An 18,551-nucleotide genomic window follows, 5' to 3' on the forward strand; every position below is an offset into this window, starting at 1 on the left:
AAACTCTCCTCATGCTTCCAGGGGTTTTTCATCAAACCAGCGATACAACGTGGGGAGGACCACTAAAGTCAATAAAGTAGAAGTAATCAGTCCCCCGATCACCACAATGGCCAAAGGCCGTTGTACTTCTGAACCAGGACCAGTAGCAAACAAAAATGGCACCAAACCAAGCATCGCCACAGTTGCTGTCATCAGTACTGGACGGAACCGCTGCTCACAACCACGCACAACGGCTTCCGCTACACTGACACCTTCTTCACGCAGTTTACGAATATAGGAAATCAATACTACACCATTCAATACCGCAATCCCCCATAACGCAATAAAGCCTACTGAGGCAGGCACCGACAGGTATTCACCGGTGAGAAACAACCCAATTACTCCCCCTATCGATGCAAAGGGCAGAACAAGAATAATGAGCCCCGCTAGCTTGATTGAATTGAACAACAAGAATAACAGGAAAAATATAGCGGCAATGGTCAGCGGCACAATCACCGAGAGTGTGTCCATGGCACGCTCCATATTCTCAAATTGCCCTCCCCATTCGAAATAATAACCAGGTGGAAGCTTGATTTCCTTGGCAACGCGTTGTTGTATTTCCTCAACAAATCCTCCGAGATCCCGTTCATGTACATTGGAGCCAACCACTACCCGTCTCTTGGCAAATTCTCGCGAAATTTGCGCAGGCCCATCGACAACATTGATTTCAGCTACAGCATGAAGCGGTATTAATGCACCGCCCTCTGCCATTGTCCCACTAAGACCTGTTGTCGTGGTGGTTGGGGTGCGCAATAACAGATCATAGATCGCATCGACATTGTTACGAAAATGCTCTGGATAACGCAGCACCAAGGAAAAACGTCGTTCACCTTCGAATACATTGGTGATTACCTTACCGCCAATCGCTGTTTCAATCAGTTCATTCACATCGGCAACGTTCAGCCCATGACGTGCAATGGCACGTCGGTCAATATCGATTGTAAGTGACTGCTGACCAGATAAGCGCTCAATTCGCAGATCACGCGCACCCCGCACAGACCTTATAATACGCGCCACCTGCTCGGACAACTCTCGCAATTTATCCAGGTCATCGCCAAAAATCTTGACTGCGACTTGTGACCGTACCCCCGTCACCATTTCATCCACCCTCTGGGCAATGGGTTGAGAAAGCACTATATGCACACCAGGCAAAATTGCGAGTGCCTTACGAATATCTTCTTCGACTTCTTCCTGGGTACGACCAGATTCCGGATCAATGTTCACAATAGGATCAGACTCATTGGGACTGGCAGGATCAGCGGGCGATTCACCGCGCCCAATCTTCGCCACCACACTTTTTACACCAGGGATCGCAGCAATCATTTTCATGGCTTCTGTTTCTATTTTTAAGGATTCATCAAGCGAAATAGAAGGCACCCGAATGATCACGGGCGTAATCGAACCTTCTTTCATGATAGGAATGAACGATTTACCCAGGAGGGGAAACAAGACAAATGACAACCCCAATAAACCTACTGCAACCATGATCGTCTTTTTTTCACTGGCCAAGGCCGCATTCAATAAATAGCGGTAACCCGATTTGAGATAGGCAATAATTTTCGTATCATGATCAGCGCCGCCTTTTAATATGTAGGAACACAATACCGGCGATAACGTTAATGACACAACTAGCGATATTGCCAATGCAATTGCGATAGTATAGGCAAGCGGACTGAATGTCTTTCCTTCCATTCCCTCCAATGTCATCAGGGGAAGGAACACGAGAATGATAATAGAAATCCCGAAAATCACAGGCGTACCCACCTCGGCAACTGCATCAACAATCGTGCGCAAATGCGATTCGCGTGTGCCACTGGCATGACCCAAACGGTGAAAAACATTTTCCACCACCACTACCGTCGAATCAACCATCAAGCCAATCGCGATCGCCAGTCCTCCCAGCGACATCAAATTGGCAGAGATACCTTGTTGATTCATTACCATAAAAGTGACAAGCGGTGTGATAATGAGTGTTGCCACTACGATCAAACTGGAACGAACATCGCCCAGAAATATGAACAATATGATGATGACGAGCACAATACCTTCGATCAGCACCTTGGTCACGGTCCATATTGCCGCATCGACCAGATCTGTCCGATCATAAAAAGGAACAATCTGCAGACCATTGGGCAGTAGTCCTCGTTCATTGATATCAGTAACTTTTGCTTTTACTCGTTCGACGATCTCCTTAGCATTGCCCCCCCTGATCATCATGACAATACCTGAGACGACTTCAGTATAGCCACCTTTGATATTGGCACCCGCCCTTACCTCCGCACCAAATTTGACTTCGGCCACATCACGCACAAATACCGGCACGCCTTTAATCTCTTTCAGCACGATATCTTCAATATCCTGCAAAGTATCAATGAGGCCAACGCCACGGATTAGATATTGCTCGGATTGCAGGGTCAGGATATTACCGCTCGCATTCGCGTTATTGTTAGCAATGGCGGCATCAACCTGGGCGAGCGTCAAATCATAATGACGCAACTGATCAGGGTTAACCAGCACATGATATTGCTTGGCAAACCCCCCTTGCGAATTGATTTCCGCGACACCTGGAATTGAACGCAACATGGGCCGGACTACCCAATCCTGAATGGTGCGTCTTTCAGTCAATTCCTCCACGGTCAGTTGCCGTTGCCCATCTCCAGGATGTTCAAGTGTGTATTGATAAACTTCGCCCAATCCAGTCGATACGGGCCCGAGTACCGGGGTTACTCCCGGCGGCATCCTGTCTGCTACACCGATCATTCGCTCCATGACAAGTTGGCGCGCAAAATAAACATCCGTCTCATCAGTGAACACCAGCGTTATGATGGATAAGCCACTTTTATTTAATGAGCGCATTTCAACCAGACCGGGCAGGCCGGTCATGGCAATTTCCATCGGAACGGTGACAATTCGCTCCATTTCTTCCGGACTGCGGCCGATCGCTTCGGTAGCAACTTGCACTTGTATATTAGTGACATCAGGAAAAGCATCAATAGATAGCTTTTGAGCCGCTTGGAAACCTGCGCCCACTAAAATAAGCGAAATAACCGCCACGACGAGGCGCTGCTTGAGCATTGCACGTACGATTGAAGCGAGCATGATTATTCCAGTTCAGCGAGCTTACGCTCATTATCAAGATGAAAAGCGCCTTCCAGTACGATATTCCGCTCATCAGTCAATCCACTGAGCACTGGTCTCATATTATTGATTTCCTGCGCCAGCTCGACTGGCACTCGCAAGAAACGATTATCGCCCTGATCAACAAACACATAATCGATGTTGGAATCCCGCACCACGGCACTTTCAGGTACTACCAGACTTTTATGCGGATTCTCGGTGATATGCATTTTAGCCAGCATGGCAGGCTTAAGCTTACGCTTTGGATTTTCCACTTCCGTGCGCACCATAACCGTGCGGGTCAATGGATTCACAGTATCAGCAACAAAAATGATGACGCCATCAAAATTGATATCTCCCAATGCTGGCACCTTAATCTCCACATGCTGCCCTTGCATCACATGGCGTGCAATATGCTCCGGCACGTCCCCTGTCGCCCAGACTGTCGATAAATCAGCTACCGTAAATAACTTATCTGCAGGTTGTACCACTTCACCGATCGAGACATTACGTTCCACAACGGTGCCAGGCATAGAAACAGTAATGGGTACAGAGGGAAGTATTTGCCCCCGCTTCAGTAAATCATCCAATGCCTTTTCGTCTACTCCCAATAAGCGTAATTGATCTTTCGCCGCACTGTATTCGGCGCGCGACACCTGTAGCTCAGATTCGCGGCGTTGCAATTCAGCCGCACCGATCACATCGGCAGCAAAGAGCTGTTGCGCACGTGCAGCTGCCCTTTTAGCAAGCTGCATCACTGAATTCGCACGTAAATATGCCAATTGTGCTTGTGTCAGTTCTGGTCCGGCTATCCGCGCCAGCACGGTCCCTGTTTTTACTTCATCACCAAGCTTGGCAGAGACCTCAACGATACGGCCAGTGACGTTTGCACCTACCCGAACTAGCTTATGCTCATCTATTTCGATTTGACTCGGCACTTTTATTTTATCGGCCACATCAATGATCTCTGGTTTTCCGATTTTGATGCGCTGCATCATTTCCGGTTTGAGAATGATGCTATTTGGATCCGTTGCTTTTGCTTGCGTAGCTTCTTCAGCCTGAGGTGCTGAAGAATTATTCTGCTCACATGCCGTTAAAAACAACGCAATAAGCACTGCCACACGGGCAATTAACACTTGAACATTCATGCGAAGATTTACTCCTTGGGATAATGCGCGCGTAGCCGGTCAATTTCGGCAGCTGCTGACTGTAACTCAAAATAGGCTTGCAGTAACTCCGCGCGCGCGCCACGTAATACACGCTGCGTATCGAGCACCTCGATAAAACCGCGCTCACCCAAACGAAAAGCGGCTTCTGCCACACGTAATGCAGATTCAGCTTCCTGAATGATGCCTCCTTCATACATCTCTACTCTGCGTTTTGCAATCTGCATAGCCTGCCAGGCAGACTCAAGTAGCCGATTAACTTCATAGCGCCGATATTCCAAGGTTTCACGCACACGCGCAGAATCAAATATGGCGCTATCAATTTCACCACGGCGCCGGTAAAACAAAGGAACTCTAACGCTTAGTCCGGCAGTATTCGAAGTAAATTGTCTATCCTGGTAATTGCTATACAAAATATTCACCGAAGGTAAAACAGAAGCACGCTCCTGGTCAATACGGAGGCGCGCACGATCTTGCTCAGCTTGTAAACGTAAGATATCAGGATTAGTTATTACAATCTGCTCATGCAGTTCCTCGAGCGTGGGCAAATCGACCGGATCATTAAGAAAAGCAACAATTTCAAAATCAGGCGGCAACGCACCTGCAGTAAGCTGGAAAAGCGTAACACGTGCGCGCTCTGCGCTTAACAGCGCTGCTTCCTTTCTGCTTGCCGCAGTCATCACTTCAGTATCGGCCCGAATCAACTCAAACCGTGCAGATTCACCTACGTCGACACTTAACTTGATGCGCCGTCGTATCTCTTCCATCAAATCGAAAATGCTCGATTCCATTGCCGCTAGCTCCCTACGCAACAGCAGTTCATAAGCGCGTACACGCAATTGCGCTGCCAAATCTGCACGTACCTGATCGAGATTAGCGCGACTAGCCTCGACTCCAGCTTCTGCTGATCCGATTCGGGCACTGCGAAGGAAGGGATTTTCTAAGGGCTGACTTACTGTTACTTGCCTTTGCATTGATGATGGACCGGTCAGTTCAAAGGGAAGTCGAGGTGTGTCTGGACCGGCAGTAAAAGTAACTTCGGGATTAGGAAAAGCAGATGCGCTTACCACACCTGCTTCAGCAATATTGACTTGTGAGCGTGCTGCAAGAACCAGTCCATTAGCTTCCAACCCCAATCGCTGTATCTCTTCAATCGAGAGCTTAATTACTGCTTCTTTAGCCCAAGCTACAGAATTAAAAAAAAATAATAAGCAGAGCAAAATATAAAATTTCTGCATAAGAAAAAACTCTAGGCAATTAGCAATCTTTTAGTGAAGTTATATTAGTGCACTTCTCATCCGCACATGCACTATAGGTCATTAACTATGTATTTGTCCAAGATTAATGGATACAGGTATATCTCCGAGCAACAAGCATATACCTGTTGTACTGATCAGAAATGAATCAATCGGCGAACAATTATACAGAGCAAAAAATGAATACAAGCTGAACAAGCCAGAAAAATATTGAATAACGGAAATGCTATTTAATCAATTTTTGTCTTCCCGGGCACTTGCATCATCGCGCTGAATTAACATGAACACTACCATGATACTTACTTTACCCAGAGCATGAATTTTCCAACATACTGACCGATGCAATTTCTGCACAGGAAACATAGACGCAATCATCTCATCCATATCTTATAATTTCTACTCCGCCTATTGATTACTTTATCCCTCGCTTAGAACATCTGATTAACGGAAATTTTTATCCATAACCTATTAACTCATCACATATGATTTATGAAGCTACATCTCCTCATTCCAGGTTTGTTTTGGCCTGAAACTAACAGAACTGAAATTTATAGCGACTTATCTCTACCTTCTCTGGAAAAGATTCTGGCAAAAAGCCACGCTACCGAGTACTACCCGCAAGCAGTAGAAGAATGGCTATGCCAGGCTTTTAGTGTTCCTAAACAGCAAGACTGGCCGGTCGCACCTATCATGTTACATATTGACGGAACCGATGAAGATCGCGCTCAAAACGAGTACTGGCTACGCGCTGATCCGGTTCATCTGCGTATTGAAAACAATCATATTCTGCTGGCTGATAGCCAGGTTTTCACGATTTCCTTAAAGGAATCGTTACAATTTGCCGAAACTCTCAATCAGTATTTCAACAAAAACGACATATTTTTTTACCGCTCCAACCAGATCGCTGGTATATCCGTCTCGCCAAGGTTCCTGGCTTGCAAACCCGGTTACTTAGTGAAATAGCTGGTAAAAACATCAATAATTTGCTGCCAGTTGGCGAAGATAGCCCAATATGGCATAGCATTTTTAACGAGATACAAATGCTGTTGCATGAACATCAGCTTAACCAGGAAAGAGCAGCGCGCGGCGAATTAGCGATCAATAGTATCTGGTTCTGGGGAGGAGGCGTGATGCCACGGATCATGCGTTCTGCTTACAATCAAGTATGGAGTGATAATACATTTGCCCATGCTCTGGCAGTTGCAAGCGGCGTAACACACTGCTCTCTTCCGCAAGGAGCAATGGTATGGCAGCAAGCAGTAGAATCGGATAATCATTTAGTAATACTCGATACTTTGCAGGGAAAAACACTGTACAGGAATATCTATGAATGGCGTAAATGTTTGTACGCGTTGGAACATGACTGGTTTACGCCCTTACTCGAAGCAGTGAAACAAGGAAAAATCACTCAATTGACGATCACTGCTTTAAATGACCATGATATGAAAAATTTTGTCATGACACAGCGCAGTTCTTGGAAATTTTGGGTAAGAACCAAACCTTTATCAAGTTATGCAAAATGATCGAGTTCAATTTCTGCTACTCATTTCTAGTTTTTCAGCAATCATAGAAAATGAACGCACAACTTTCTTCCAGATTCAATCGCGTCAAGCCCTATCTCACAGCAAGCATCGCCGTTGCTGCGACAGGATTGCTTATAGCCGCAAATTATTTGATGATTGGACTAGAACCGCAGATTATTCATATCCTGTGGATCATTCTGACGGCAACGATATTTACCATGATCATTCAAATCACGCGCGTAGAAAAAGCTTTTGCGAAACATCTGGCTTTATTTGTTGCCAATAAGGAAAGACTTGCTAATGAAATCAAGTACCGGATCTGGGCCGAGAAAACTTCCTCTGAAAATAAAACCAGATTACAAATCATTGATGAAAACCTTCCAGTCATGCTTGCCTACTTTAATGCTGAGCAGCAATGCTGTTACCATAATCGGGCGTACCGTTTATGGTTTGGATTGAATGCGGAGCAAATCGACAATCGATTCGCACGAGAATTTTTGAATGAGCATTTCCACCATGGACTCAAGTGCAATATTGATACTATTTTAGCTGGCGAGATAATACAGAACAAACGATCACAAAGATTGGCCAATGGTTCAACATGCCTCATTCTTGAACAATTTGTGCCACATTTTGATTCTAAAGGGAAAGTCATCGGCTTTTATACATTGTATACGCCCCGTATTCTAAAAGAGAACGAATCAGATAATACACAAGAGCAAACAAAATCAAAAAATGCTCTGATCCAAGACAGCAGCAACCATCATGGATCTGCTAAGGAAAATGAAAGTACGCATTTTTCTACAGTATCAATAGATTCAGCTGCCCGGCTTATTCAAGCCATTGAGCAAGGTAAATTCCACTTATATTGTCAAAGTATCATCTCGACAAAGACAGCTGCAGATTCATGCAGAGGCTATGAGATTCTAATCAGAATGGCTGAGGAGGAAAATAATCTTATTCCCCCTGGCGCATTTATATCCTTTGTCGAGAAATATCATCTGATGCCACGGCTGGATCGCTGGGTGGTCAGTTATATGACAACGTGGCTGGGCAGGCACAATATGAATTCCGATATGCTATTCTGCATCAATCTGGCCCAGGATACGTTGAGTGATCCGCAATTTATTGATTTTGTACAGGAGCAGTTGCAGCAATCGAATGTTCCTGCGCAAACATTATGCTTCGAAATCGAAGAATCAGATGCAAAATCTAACCTCACCGAGGTTACAATCTTTTCACAGAAAGTCAGACAAATAGGTTGCAAAGTTTCCTTGTCTGGTTTTAGTCATGAGCGCACCTCATTTAACTTGCTCAAAAGCATTCAAACCGATTTCCTGAAAATAGATGGAAGTTTATTCTGTAATAGCTTGAATAATCCGGCAGATCTGGCCAAAGTAAAGGAAATTAACCAGATAGCGCATCTGATGAAGATCCGAACCATTGCAGAGTCTGTTGAATCAACAGAGATTATCGGAGAATTACATGAAATGGGCGTTGATTTCGCTCAGGGATTTGGTATTGCACCACCGCAATTACTTAAAGATCTTGAGTAAGCACACAGTTCAAGTCTGAAAAAGTATTGCTATGGCTGCAGCAATAGCAATATCCCCTCGCTCTTATCCCCTATTACGCATAACATTCCTGAAAAGCTCTGTTGATAAAACCGTTGCTCACACTAGATAAACTACTGCGATTTATGATCTGGCATACTGAGCAGGAATTCGCAAAAGGGCTGGCAGTATAACAAGCGTGCAAATCAGGGTAAAAGTTAGACCAACGGTAAGTAATGCCCCCATGCTAGCGGTACCTTTGTGCGATGAAAACATAAGGCTGGCAAAATCGACCAAAGCAGTTAAGGCGCTATAAAAAATAGCACGTGCAGTGCTGGTATGAATCAGAATTTCACTCTCCAACTTGTTATCCAAGCTTCGGTGCACCATATGCAAACTGCTATCGATACCAAGCCCGAGCAAAAGCGGCAAAGCAATGATATTGGCAAAATTGAATGGTATGTCTAGCAAGACAGTGAACACTCCAGTAAATACACTGGAGAGTAAAAGTGGAATCAACACGAGTATGGTGTACTTTATGCTGCGCAATAATATCAGGAGCGCGACTATAATTCCGATCAGCGCTAGTGAAAAAGCCTGAATAAAGGCATCCACCACCGCCTCACCTGCTTCCAAACTTACCACCGGCATGCCAGTAGCCTGAGGTGCTACTTCTTGTATTGATCTGACGAAACGGCGCAATGCTTCATCATCACCGAGATCCTCTGCCGGATAAACTGCAACCCGGTATTCTCCTGCCTGACTACGCCAGCGGCTACTGAGCGTTTCGGGCAACTCCTGCTCGCTAAAGGGTAGCGCTTCAATCGAATTGCGTAAACGCTGCATCGCAGGAGGTAGTGTGGAAAGCAGGCCCTCTTCTAATGAATGCAGTAATTCCTCCTGCTCGCCGAAATTTGCCTTATCCAGCTGGGTAAACAACGTGGCGAGCGATGTCTTGAGAGTAAGCGCAGGCGTGGCTAAGGAGGAATCAGGATACTCTTTAATATACTGATCGAGCGCTATACTCAAATCATCCAGAGCCTGACGTTGCTGAGCTATCATTTGTTTATCTGTCGATGGTTCCGGCATCGATAGGATAAGTGGTCCGATTATCAGCGCCATTTCCTCGATCGCTGACAGCTTCTCTTCTTGCTCCGTGGGGACAAAGTCAAGCATGGTAACGATCTTGCTTACTCCAGGAAGCTCAGCTAAATGCTCTTTGAGTTGCCGCGTCTCGTCATAATCTTTAGTTAATACGATGGCGTGCCAAGGTGAATGCTCAGGTGATGCCAATAATTCCCGGAAAGTCTGCACTGCTTTTCCCTTCGGGTCTTGCATATTGAGCAGATTGTAGTCAAACCTTACCTGTGGCAAGAGTGCTATCGCAATAAGCAATAACACAAAAATAGCAGCATACGTTAATTTGCGCCACTTCAATGAAAACTCAAGCACTTTACCCAGAGGCTTCTTCATGCTAGCTTCAGTGACAGGCCGATTTGATAAATATCGTAGTAGGGCGGGACCTAAGATAAAGGTCACCAGCAAGCTGATCAGCATGCCAGTGCCGGAGATGATTCCCAACTCTGCCACCCCGCTGTAATTGGTAGGTATAAAGGCATAGAAACCAAGAGCATTGGCAATAGTACACGCAGCCAGTGCGCTCCCGGCTTCACCACCAGCCTTATACATGGCGTCAGTCGTTAATAGCCCCCCTTCCAGTACTTCGCGATATCGCAATAGAAAGTGGATAGCAAAATCTGCGCCAAGACCAATGTATAGCACCGCAAAAGCAATAGAGATAACATTCAATTGACCGATGGCAGCAGTGGCAAAGGCCGCTGTGAGCAGTAAGCCTAACGTTAGGCAAAGCAATACGGCGAGGGCCAACTGGAAAGTGCGCATTGCAAAATAAAGCACTATTCCCACCAGCACAAAGGTGATGATCCCGGCATACTCCATGCCGCTCAGCGAGCTCCGGAGCTCATCATCAGCTAGCGCCACATCCCCGGTAATACGAAGCTGAATTGAACCATCATCCGTTAAACCAATATCTTTCGCTGCCGCATGGACCGCTGTTATGGCCTGTTCACCTGGAAACAACTGGGTGTAGTCTGGCTTCGGCTTTACCATGATCATCTCTTGGTAACTACTTTTCTGCGGTTCGCCGCGAAAAAGTGCCTGCCATGACAGCGCCCGTGGTTTACTCGCAAGCTGCGCATCCAGCGTTTCGCTCACCCCCTTTAACACCGGCTCTAACTCCAAACTGCGGCCTTTGCTTAATTCTTTTACTGCTCCAGTAAGTACCGAGGCAAAAGTATGGAGGGTAGGATTTTCAGCTATGCGCGCAATTAATGGTTGTGCCGCTGCCAAACGATCAGTGATGCGTTCAAGTTCAGGAATGCTTTCGTAAAGTAGGCCATTGTGCTCAAAAAAGGTATCAACGTTTGGCGCATAAACATCAATAAAATTCTTGGTATCTTTTTTTAAGCGTGCTGCGAGCTGATCAGCGGCAGTATATGCCTGCTCAGGTGTGGGCGCATCCAGCACTAGCAGCAGGATATCCATCTCCTGGGGGAATGTTTTATGGTAATGGATGCTATTAACACGGAACGGGAGATGCTCAGAGAGCATATCTGTGGTATCAGTATTCATCTCGAGGTTGCGCGAGATGTATACCACGCTTGCCACGGTAATCAGGAGTGCCGCCAGCAGAATCCAAGGCGCATAGTAATAAGAGGTGCTGGCGCAGTAAGCAAATGCACGATAGATCCGACTATGTGAAGCTTCCATTATTTCAATTATCCTTCCGGAAACAAGCTGGAATAATCAATCTCTAACCTGCTTTAATCACTGCGGATCTAATTCCCCGTCCCTGGGGGTGAAGACTGGTTAAAACCAGCAGATTGAAGCATGTTGTCAATATCCTGCAGCTTGCAGCAGGTTGCGTTATTTCCTTGAAGTGCTTGTTCGATTTTTTCAATAAATGACACATTATTCTTGTTAATCTGCTCTGCAACGCAGATTGCTTTCATTAACCCTTGACTGGCACGACGCGCTGGCAGAATAGCATGTTGCTTAACATTCTGAACCACTACAAAACGCATGCTGGGCCAGCTCATTGCTTCGCACATCGCTTTTGCATCCGATCCGCTATGCTGGTTGGTTCTTTGCATAGGGTTTAGTGAATTGAGATGGTATCAGCTTAGCAAAGAAGAGCTTCACCATCTCGCGTTGCCACAGCTGCTTATGCACAACAGTCTCGCCATACATAGAGTAAGCCTACAGGTTCTGAATCTACTGTCCAGCTTGCTTATATTCTTCCCATTGCTCGGGCGTAAGCGTTTTCATGGATAATGCATGTACCTCTTGCTTCATTTTGTCCTGCAGTGCTCGGTAAACGAGCTGATGCTGCTGGACCATGCTTTTCCCCCGGAATTGCTCGCTCACAATGACGGCGCTAAAATGACGCCCATCTTCCCCTTCTACCTGAATCCATTCACATGGTAAAGATGCTGCAATACATTGCTTGATATGATCTGAGGTAATCATTTTTGATCCTTTAGAAAATAAAAACATTATTGATTTCGATGTTGCTAAACTACGGAAATGAATGATAGGAACCGAACACGATACCGCTCTAATGGCGAATTTTATAGCCACTCTTTAATATCCACAATGTCAACCATGACACCCCAGCAGCGCACGATATCACAACTGACAAGCTATAGTAGGGTGAAATATCCGACGTTCCCAGAAAACCATAGCGAAATCCATCAACGATATAAAAGAAAGGGTTCAAATGAGATAAATGCTGCCAAATAGAGGGAAGTGAATAAATCGAATAAAACACCCCTGATAAAAAAGTCAGTGGCAAAATAATGAAATTCTGGAAAGCAGCAAGTTGATCAAATTTCTCTGACCAGATGCCGGCAATTATCCCCAGCGTGCTAAGCAGCATACTTCCTGCCATTGCGAACAATAACACCCATAAAGGAAATTGTACTGGCACTTCGTACAGGATCATTGTTACAGCGTAAACACCGAGACCTACTAGCAAACCACGTACGACCGATGCCCATACATAGGCTAAGAAAATCTCCAGATAAGACAAAGGTGACAACAGGATAAATACCAGGTTGCCGGATATTTTCGACTGGATCAGACTGGAAGATGAATTAGCAAAAGCATTCTGCATAACACTCATCATAACTAATCCTGGAATCAAGAAAGAAGTATACGCAATGCCCTGAAAAACCTGTATGCGTGTTTCCAGTACATGTGAAAAAATCAGTAAATAAAGTAAACTGGACAAGATTGGAGCCAGTATAGTCTGAAAACTTACTTTCCAGAACCTCAGCAACTCTTTATAAAATAATGTGTAAAAACCAATCATGATGCCTCCACAGCACCCATGATTTTCACAAAAACTTCTTCCAGATCCGGCTGCTGTAATTGCATTTCTAATACCTGTATCTTTTCTGTCCGCAAGATCGCAAGCAATGTTTCAATTTGGAAGTAATCTCTTATTTTGAAAATGTGCAAGCCATCATGACTACTTCTCGACCATCCCTGTAAAACAGGTGGTAATATTGCGCAAGAAAGCCGGAACTGAACGGAGAAACCTTGCACATTATTGATAAGATTACGAATACTGTCCAGCGCAACAATTTTACCTTGCTTCAGCATGGCGACTCGGTTACATAATGCTTCTGCCTCTTCCAGATAATGAGTGGTCAAAACGATTGTGTGACCATCTTGATTTAACTGTTTAATAAATAGCCATAGCGCTTGCCGGAGCTCCACGTCGACGCCGGCCGTAGGCTCATCCAGAATGATCACTGGAGGTTTGTGCACCAAAGCCTGAGCTACTAACACACGCCGTTTCATCCCGCCGGATAATGCACGCATATTGGTATGAGCCTTGTCAGCAAGATCCAGACGATGCAGGATTTCATCAATCCAGTCATCATTTCTTCTAATACCGTAATAGCCAGATTGAATGACAAGCGCCTCTCTTACCGTAAAAAATGGATCAAACACCAGTTCCTGAGGGACTACGCCAAGTTTCTTGCGTGCATCGCTATAGTCAGCCACCACGTCATATCCCATAATTCTGGCGTGACCACTGGTTGCTAGTGTCAATCCAGCAAGAATACTGATAAGCGTCGTTTTACCTGCGCCATTAGGACCCAGCAAAGCAAAAAACTCACCAGGGTTAATGGAAAGATTAATATTTTCCAGAGCTGATAGCACGCCATAGCGCTTACTAAGCTGGTGGATTTCAATTGCTGCGACCATACAGGAACTAACTTTGATGAATGAGCGTGATCAGATAACGCAAAGGAAGAATAACTTATCTCGCAATACTTGTACCCAACAACGGGATGAAGTCGGCCACGCCATATAACTGGATAAGACTACTTAAATTCGCTGGCAGATTGACAAAATAAAGTTGTTGATTGCGGGCATGAGCCTGGCGCAGCCATTCAAATAACATGCTGATAACGGATGAATCAACTTCAGTGACTTCTGCCAGATCGACTACCATAACATCTTCATCCAGCAAAGCAGTTCCCTGTCGAGTAATTTCAACCACGTTATCGACGATAACTGCGCCACGCACGTAAATGCTTCTACCTTCACGCTGGATTGTCATTGCTTAGAAAAAATTATCAGGAAATGCACTCGTCTATTGCCCTTCTAATGACTTATTCTTCTTGACCAGGGTCGCAATCAAACCATCTACTCCTGTTTTTCTAATTTCACTATTAAAAGAACTGCGATAGTTTGTCACCAGACTGACTCCAGCAACAGTCACATCATATACTTTCCAACCTTTGTCAGTTTTTTCCATGGTGTAATCAATCGGAACCGGTTCTCTGCCCCGTCCCTGAATGACACGTGTTTTGACCGTGGTATTCCTGGCATCAGGTTGAGGTGTGGCTGGTGTTACTTCGATCACTTCGTCACGATAACTGGTCAGGGCATTGGAGTAGGTTCTGACTAGCAAGGTTTGAAATTCACTCACTAGCACTTTCTGTTGTTGAGGCTCAGCTTTAGACCAGTTCTTTCCCATTGCCAGCCGGGTCATCCGAATGAAATTAAAATGTGGAAGTATTTTAGTTTCTATTAAATCAAGAACACGATCTTTGCTTCCCTTTTTAATGCCATCATCCTGCTTAAGAATAGTGATGACTTCATCGACTGTGCTTCTCACTAGTTGATCGGGAGCAGTCTCTTTTGCCACTGCAGGAAAAACCAACCAAAAAGTAGCGAGTAATATCATAATTTTATGAATAAATACTTTCATGTTTACCTCACCAGAATTTTCCACTCATCAAAAATCTTTAATCTTCAGCAGCCTTATCGAAGAGAAAACGTCCAACCATCTCCTCCAGCACCATGGCTGAATTGGTTTTCATGATCTTGTCGCCTTCTGTCAACATTTCTTCATCTCCTCCGGCTGACAAACCGATATATTGCTCCCCCAGCAAGCCAGATGTCAGTATGCTCGCAAAGGTATCCTTAGGAAATCGGTAATAAGAATTGATGCCCATTGTCACAACCGCATCATAAGTCTCCAAGCTAAATTGAATATCTGTGACACGCCCCACTACGACACCAGCACTTTTAACAGGCGCTCTGATTTTAAGACCACCAATATTCTCAAAATTTCCTATCAAAGTATAACTTTCACCCGTGTTGTAGCTGGTTAAATTGCCAACCTTTAAGCCGAGTATCAATAATGCCCCCATTCCAGCCATGACGAACAATCCGACCCAGAAATCTATTATTGTTCGTTGCATCAATCCACTCCCCTGAACATAAAAGAAGTTAAAACAAAATCCAATCCCAAAATTGCCAGTGCAGAAGTTACGACCGTCCGGGTCGTCGCACCAGACACCCCTTCGGCTGTTGGAGGAGCATCAAATCCTTCAAAAACTGCTATCGCTGTAACTGCCACCCCGAAGAAACAGCTTTTGATTACACCATTAACGATGTCATAACGAAAATCAACCGCATTTTGCATTGACGACCAAAACGCACCTTCGTCAACGCCAATAAAAACAACCGCCACTAAATACCCTCCGAATACGCCCATCACGGAAAACAAGGCTGCTAGCAATGGCATGGAAATAACTCCTGCCCAAAAGCGTGGCGCAACGACGCGTGCAATCGGATCAACCGCCATCATTCCCATCGCAGCCAGTTGTTCCGTTGCTTTCATCAAACCGATTTCAGCAGTGATCGCAGAGCCTGCACGGCTAGCAAACAGCAGCGCCGACATCACCGGTCCCAGCTCCCGCACGAGAGACAATGCAACCAGCGTACCAACCGCTGATTCAGAACCATACTTCTGTAATGTCTCATATCCCTGTAATCCCAGCACCATTCCAACGAACAGCCCAGACACCAGAATAATGATGAGTGACAAGACGCCGACAAAATAAACTTCACGTATCACCAGACCAAAGCGTAGAAAACTGGCCGCCGATTTCAGTAGCACCAAGATAAAAAAACGAGCGGCGCAACCTAAACGCCAAATACCATCAATGATCCGATGTCCAACGGCCTGAATACTGGTAATAATGCGTTTAGGCAAGATGTCTCTCCAGTTTCAAGTCTTTTGGATACGCTTCTGCAGGATAATGAAAAGGCACAGGCCCATCTTCCTCACCATGAACAAATTGGTGCACAAACGGTGTTACTGACTCCCTCACTTCCCCCGGTGTGCCTTGTGCGGCGATGACGCCATCCGCAAGAAAATAAACATAATCCACAATTTTTAAGGATTCCTGCACATCATGTGTAACTACAATTGAAGTCATACCCAACGCATCGGTCAAGCGGCGGATCAAACTGCCAATAACGCTTAACGAAATCGGATCCAGACCAGTAAAAGGCTCATCGTACATAATCAACATCGGATCAAGCGCAATCGAGCGCGCCAAGGCAACACGCCGTGCCATGCCACCGGAAAGCTCTGACGGCATCAGATGGTAGGCGCCACGTAAACCCACTGCATGCAACTTCATCAACACCAAATCACGAATCATGGATTCTGGCAGATTAGTATGCTCGCGCATCTGAAAGGCGACATTGTCGAACACAGACAAATCCGTAAACAAAGCGCCAAACTGAAACAACATACCCATTTTTCTACGTAACCTGAACAGATCATTCCTACCGAGCTTGTGTACTACCTGGTCAGCGACTTTGACATAACCTGCAGTTGGTTTGATTTCCCCACCAATCAAGCGTAGCAAGGTGGTCTTACCAGATCCGCTTCCTCCCATGATAGCGATGACCTTGCCACGAGACATGGTCATATTGACACTTTTCAGAATGGGACGAGTACTATAGGAAAAGGCAAGATCTTTGATTTCGATCAGCGGTTCAGACATCACTTACAACAAACTATGGATTGGTATATTTAAGCAGAATGCTGAATTTTAATCCAGATTCCTCATGAAGATGACTCTTCTTTTCATTATTTATAAAAAATCAGTGATTCAACGCTATTTTTTCCAAAGTGCCAGAGGTAAACTCTGAGATCGTATTTTATTGCGGGCACCAATATCTACAAGCCAATGATTCTTTCAATCGCCTATAATGGTTTCTTGAAAGAATAATATTGGAAATGCCATAGCCCAGATCATCACATCAATGAATACAATAATATTGATTCATTCTGTTGAAGCAGCGATCGCCATAAATACCGAATAATTTCAAAATTGATACTTCAAGTAAACTCACAACTCCATCCATGGCGCTGAGCCGCCCTATCTATGGAAATAGTCGCATCCAGTCAAATCAGAATCAATCAGACATCGAGTCCAAGTGCTCAAGTAGTAGAATAACAGTCTTCTCAATAAGACACTAGCCAGTTCATTATAAAGTAATGCGATATCCAAAGCCGTTCATGAAAATATCAGTCTTCCCACTTGCTATTTTCATTTGTCTCCACCTGTCTACCTGCTCAGCCGACACGGTCTATCGCTCGAAAGATGCACAAGGCAGAGTCATCTATTCAGATGTTCCTACCCCTAATGCCAAACCAATCAAACTGCCTAAACCTACCCAGCGATCCTTGCATCAGGTTACCAAAGTGCTGGATGGCGATACCATAGTGTTAAAAAATGGGGAACGCGTGAGATTACTTGGTATCAATGCACCTGAAATCGAAAGCCGTCATCGCGATGGCGAAGCTGGCGGCATGGTCGCTAAAGAATGGCTACAAAAAAAACTTCAAGGCCGGAACGTATACCTGGAATATGATCAAGAAAAACAAGATCACTACGAACGATTGCTTGCTCACCTCTACCTGCCAAACGGTGAACACCTTAATCTTATGCTAGTGGAAAAAGGATTGGCCGTGGTTAATTTGCTGCCCCCTAATCTCCGCCACGCTGACGCAATGATCAGAGCGCAGCAGCGGGCTGAAAGACAAAAATTGGGCATTTGGTCGTTACCTGACTATCGTCCTCGACCACTCACCCAGATATCCCAAAAATCACGCGGCTGGCAGCGTTTCCTGGGAAAATTTACTTCCTTGAAGCGGAACAAACGTTATAGTCGTCTGATTTTTAACAGCAAGATTGATATTCGGATCGATAATGATCACCTTGCTTTATTTCCAGAACTGAAAACCTACCTTCACAAACCGCTGGAAATCCGTGGGTGGGTATCACGGAGAAATGATCACCGTTCGATCCTGATTCGCCATCCCAGTGCACTTGTTTTGCGCTAACTACCGCCTCATAACATGAATATACTTCTCGTGAGTCAAAAATTGGTTTAAGTTAGTGCAGTATAGCCATGAATATATTAGAATTTTGATATGTCATCACGTTACCGGCTCACTGCACAAGAAATTGCCGATTTAGAATCAGCGCA

The 18,551-nt window shown here is 45.1% G+C and carries 17 protein-coding genes; 4 read left to right on the top strand and 13 right to left on the bottom strand.

Annotated features, from left to right (window positions below):
• Positions 1–9: 9 nt before the first annotated feature.
• From J5I83_RS12205 to J5I83_RS12215, 3 genes are read right to left on the bottom strand one after another with little or no spacing between them, the layout of a single operon-like run.
• Positions 10–3,138 carry an efflux RND transporter permease subunit gene (locus tag J5I83_RS12205; protein WP_304056450.1) on the bottom strand — a complete coding sequence of 1,043 codons (3,129 nt, stop codon included), beginning with the start codon at positions 3,136–3,138 and terminating at the stop codon, positions 10–12.
• A gap of 2 nt (positions 3,139–3,140) precedes the next feature.
• Positions 3,141–4,304 carry an efflux RND transporter periplasmic adaptor subunit gene (locus tag J5I83_RS12210; protein WP_304056452.1) on the bottom strand — a complete coding sequence of 388 codons (1,164 nt, stop codon included), beginning with the start codon at positions 4,302–4,304 and terminating at the stop codon, positions 3,141–3,143.
• Positions 4,305–4,312: 8 nt separating this feature from the next.
• On the bottom strand, positions 4,313–5,560 hold the full coding sequence (locus tag J5I83_RS12215) for a TolC family protein (RefSeq protein ID WP_304056453.1): 1,248 nt from the start codon (positions 5,558–5,560) through the stop codon (positions 4,313–4,315).
• Positions 5,561–6,067: 507 nt separating this feature from the next.
• Here J5I83_RS12215 and J5I83_RS12220 point away from each other — a divergent pair.
• The 3 genes from J5I83_RS12220 (at position 6,068) to J5I83_RS12230 (ending at position 8,657) form a co-directional block, all read left to right on the top strand.
• Complete coding sequence (locus J5I83_RS12220; RefSeq protein ID WP_304056455.1) at positions 6,068–6,541, top strand: hypothetical protein; 474 nt, start codon at positions 6,068–6,070, stop codon at positions 6,539–6,541.
• Positions 6,514–7,101 carry a hypothetical protein gene (locus tag J5I83_RS12225; RefSeq protein ID WP_304056458.1) on the top strand — a complete coding sequence of 196 codons (588 nt, stop codon included), beginning with the start codon at positions 6,514–6,516 and terminating at the stop codon, positions 7,099–7,101. Before J5I83_RS12220 ends, J5I83_RS12225 begins: the two co-directional genes overlap by 28 nt.
• A 218-nt stretch (positions 7,102–7,319) precedes the next feature.
• Complete coding sequence (locus tag J5I83_RS12230; protein WP_304056492.1) at positions 7,320–8,657, top strand: EAL domain-containing protein; 1,338 nt, start codon at positions 7,320–7,322, stop codon at positions 8,655–8,657.
• A gap of 141 nt (positions 8,658–8,798) precedes the next feature.
• On the opposite strand, the gene J5I83_RS12235 is transcribed toward J5I83_RS12230, so the two are convergent.
• The 10 genes from J5I83_RS12235 to J5I83_RS12280 all read right to left on the bottom strand — a co-directional run bounded on the left by J5I83_RS12235 (position 8,799) and on the right by J5I83_RS12280 (position 17,059).
• A complete protein-coding gene (locus J5I83_RS12235; protein WP_304056460.1) occupies positions 8,799–11,444 on the bottom strand; it encodes an MMPL family transporter in 2,646 nt (881 codons plus the stop codon).
• Positions 11,445–11,512: 68 nt separating this feature from the next.
• The gene (locus tag J5I83_RS12240) at positions 11,513–11,827 is read right to left on the bottom strand and encodes a hypothetical protein (RefSeq protein ID WP_304056463.1); all 315 of its coding nucleotides are present in this window, start codon (positions 11,825–11,827) and stop codon (positions 11,513–11,515) included.
• Positions 11,828–11,948: 121 nt separating this feature from the next.
• Complete coding sequence (locus tag J5I83_RS12245) at positions 11,949–12,203, bottom strand: BolA family protein (protein WP_304056464.1); 255 nt, start codon at positions 12,201–12,203, stop codon at positions 11,949–11,951.
• 88 nt (positions 12,204–12,291) lie between these two features.
• On the bottom strand, positions 12,292–13,047 hold the full coding sequence (locus J5I83_RS12250; protein ID WP_304056468.1) for an ABC transporter permease: 756 nt from the start codon (positions 13,045–13,047) through the stop codon (positions 12,292–12,294).
• Entirely contained in the window at positions 13,044–13,952 is a 909-nt protein-coding gene (locus J5I83_RS12255) for an ABC transporter ATP-binding protein (protein WP_304056471.1), read from the bottom strand. Before J5I83_RS12255 ends, J5I83_RS12250 begins: the two co-directional genes overlap by 4 nt.
• 55 nt (positions 13,953–14,007) lie before the next feature.
• Positions 14,008–14,310 (bottom strand): lipid asymmetry maintenance protein MlaB, encoded by a 303-nt coding sequence (locus J5I83_RS12260; RefSeq protein WP_304056474.1) that lies wholly within the window; start codon positions 14,308–14,310, stop codon positions 14,008–14,010.
• A 33-nt stretch (positions 14,311–14,343) separates the two neighbouring features.
• Positions 14,344–14,964, bottom strand: a complete 621-nt coding sequence (locus tag J5I83_RS12265) for a phospholipid-binding protein MlaC (RefSeq protein WP_304056476.1) — start codon at positions 14,962–14,964, stop codon at positions 14,344–14,346.
• 37 nt (positions 14,965–15,001) lie between these two features.
• The gene (mlaD, locus tag J5I83_RS12270) at positions 15,002–15,460 is read right to left on the bottom strand and encodes an outer membrane lipid asymmetry maintenance protein MlaD (RefSeq protein WP_304056478.1); all 459 of its coding nucleotides are present in this window, start codon (positions 15,458–15,460) and stop codon (positions 15,002–15,004) included.
• On the bottom strand, positions 15,460–16,257 hold the full coding sequence (mlaE, locus tag J5I83_RS12275) for a lipid asymmetry maintenance ABC transporter permease subunit MlaE (RefSeq protein ID WP_304056480.1): 798 nt from the start codon (positions 16,255–16,257) through the stop codon (positions 15,460–15,462). The genes mlaD and mlaE overlap by 1 nt, the downstream gene beginning before the upstream one ends.
• Positions 16,250–17,059 carry an ABC transporter ATP-binding protein gene (locus J5I83_RS12280; protein WP_304056483.1) on the bottom strand — a complete coding sequence of 270 codons (810 nt, stop codon included), beginning with the start codon at positions 17,057–17,059 and terminating at the stop codon, positions 16,250–16,252. Before J5I83_RS12280 ends, mlaE begins: the two co-directional genes overlap by 8 nt.
• Before the next feature lie 518 nt (positions 17,060–17,577).
• Here J5I83_RS12280 and J5I83_RS12285 point away from each other — a divergent pair.
• On the top strand, positions 17,578–18,405 hold the full coding sequence (locus J5I83_RS12285) for a thermonuclease family protein (RefSeq protein ID WP_304056486.1): 828 nt from the start codon (positions 17,578–17,580) through the stop codon (positions 18,403–18,405).
• Positions 18,406–18,551 lie beyond the last annotated feature (146 nt).

Origin of the sequence: Nitrosomonas communis, from assembly GCF_024102715.1 — a bacterium.
Lineage (GTDB): Bacteria > Pseudomonadota > Gammaproteobacteria > Burkholderiales > Nitrosomonadaceae > Nitrosomonas > Nitrosomonas communis_B.